Consider the following 2,504-nt stretch of genomic DNA (forward strand, 5'->3'; position numbering starts at 1 on the left):
GCCTAAATCGTTATCTGAGCCCATCGAATTGTCATTTGTGAGAATCGAAGAATTGGATGTTTCTGCTATCTCAAAAGAAGAGGCCAGTTTTCTTGCCGATGCTTATCTCGATCATCGCTTTGATATTCTTGGCAGTGGATGGGTGAAAAATTCATACGATGCTGCTGCCGCAGGCTTTGAAGGTGCTCATTTCGAGCATAACATATATTTTGATTATTACGACGTTTATGGAAATTGGCTGAGAAAAATTGTTCAGAAAAAACAATACAGAATGAGCAAACACGTCTGGGGCGAAATGAGTCGAATCACCTATGACCATGAGGGGATTGATTGGCAGAAGGATGTGAAATCTGGATTTAGGTGGGCCGCGAAAGATTGGTATAAGGATCAAACCATCAAATCACATGGGGAACATGGTGTGGATATAAAGGTGCCATTTGAATTATCAAGATTGCAACATTTACCTCAAATGGCAATATTAGCGTTGGTATTGCCGGAGAGGAAAACAGAGTTGTTAAATGAGTTTTTATGTCAGACTATAGATTTTATAGCTGCAAACCCTCCGCGTTATGGCGTATGTTGGACAAGTTCAATGGAAGTAGGGATAAGGGCTGCAAATATGCTGATTGCCTTTGATTTATTTAGTCAGCTGGACACAGAGAAGGTTATCAATATAAATTTCCAAACACATATTGCAGATTCGATATATAGTCATGGAATGCATTTGGTTAAGAATTTAGAATACAAAGAATCAATTACCAATAACCATTACCTCTCCAATATCTGTGGATTGTTATTCGTGTCTTCCTATTTAGATGGCTATCCATTTGTAGATAGTTGGTTGGCTTTTTCTATTCAAGAATTAATATCCGAGATTGATAAACAGGTACTCGATGATGGGGGCGTATTTGAATCTTCAACTTCCTATCAAAGACTAACAGGGGAGATGATAGTTTATGCTATTGCCCTTCTTAAAGGTCTGCCCAACAAAAAACTAGAATATTTGAGATTATTTGACAGTAAAGACTGGAAAGGCAATAAGGGGTTGAATCCTGTTGAAAGTCAGAAGTATACCATTAGATCTGGTATTCAATTAGAGGAAGAAACTTTGGATAAAGTGGGTAGGATGATTGAGCTATCTGAAAAGCTGACGAAAACAAATGGTGAAATTGCGCAAGTTGGAGATAACGATAGTGGTCGCTTCTTTAATCTTAGTCCTGTGGGTAGCTTGATGTCTTTTGCAGATGCTAAAAGGAAATATCAAAACATTAATGGTCCGGATGAGCTGTATTCAAAACTTCATTTCGACCAGAACGCTTTAGATCATAGGCCTTTTGTTTCAGCGGGTTCAGGATTGTTCGAGCAAATAGGAAGACAAAGTAGTTATCCGCTGGAAAGATCTTTTGTGAAAAGTCTTACTAAGAATCGAGAATTGACGTACAAACCTTTTGGAAATGCCCATTCATATTCAGACAATAACTTGGATTTAGAATTTACTACGAAATCTATTTTACAAGATGAAATACCTAAGGGTGGTTCACTAAAAGACGAACTGGAGATATTGCCTTATGCCGAATTTGGTGCTTGTGTAATTCGTTCTAAACGAATTCATATGACGATTGCCTGTGGTAACAAACACGTCCGTCAGTACTGGACGCACACTCATAATGATAAGCTATCCTTTGAATTAAATGTAGATGGGATAGATCTGATTGTTCATCCAGGAACTTATTGCTATACATCTGTTCCGGAATTAAGAAATGCGTTTAGAAGTGTAGAATCTTATAATTCAATTATCGTTGAGGGTAAAGAGCAAAATGATTGGGTGGAGGGTGTTGAAGGTGTGTTTAGAACGGAGGCGCGGACGGAATGTACCTTGTTGGAGACAACTCCTAATTCCATAAAATTGATGGTAACCTATAAAGGGATTACCCATGTTCGGCTTATCTCGATAAATGATGATAGCATTGAGATCCATGATAGCTGTAACGAGAAGTTTAATATCGATTTTAATAGACATCGAATGTATTCGAATGGCTATGGCAAAAGACTAAATTAATTACGGTGAAAAAGGTTTTAGTAATCACGTACTATTGGCCGCCTGATAACAGTGCAGGTGTTTACCGGTGGCTGAAGTTTGTGAAATATCTAAGGTTCAATGAATGGGAGCCAATTGTTTATACGGCACTTCATGAAGATAATATTGGAGGCGATGCCAGTGTAGAACGAGATGTGCCAGAAGGGGTAGAGATTCTTCGTCAGCCTTGTATTGAGCCATTTCAGATTTTCCAAAATATAATTTCTGGAGGTAAATCAAAAAAGGTTCAGCCAGGATTCGTAAACAAAAAGAAAGGTGGTGGCTTAGTAAGAAAGTTTTTGTTCTGGATTAGAGGAAACTTCTTTATTCCAGATGCTCGCAAGTATTGGATAAAGCCTTCCGCAGAATTTTTAATCGAGTATCTGAAAACTAACAAGGTTGATCTGATTGTATCTACTGGTCCTCC

At 38.2% G+C, this 2,504-nt stretch carries 2 protein-coding genes; both read left to right on the plus strand.

What is annotated here, in order from left to right; translation table 11 throughout:
- The first annotated feature begins 37 nt into the window (after window positions 1-37).
- The gene (locus HRT72_04465) at window positions 38-2,059 is read left to right on the plus strand and encodes an alginate lyase family protein (protein ID NQY66960.1); all 2,022 of its coding nucleotides are present in this window, start codon (window positions 38-40) and stop codon (window positions 2,057-2,059) included.
- 5 nt (window positions 2,060-2,064) lie between these two features.
- The coding region (locus HRT72_04470) for a glycosyl transferase family 1 (GenBank protein NQY66961.1) at window positions 2,065-2,504 on the plus strand (440 nt) is incomplete at its 3' end.

It is taken from the genome of Flavobacteriales bacterium, from assembly GCA_013214975.1.
Lineage (GTDB): Bacteria > Bacteroidota > Bacteroidia > DT-38 > DT-38 > DT-38.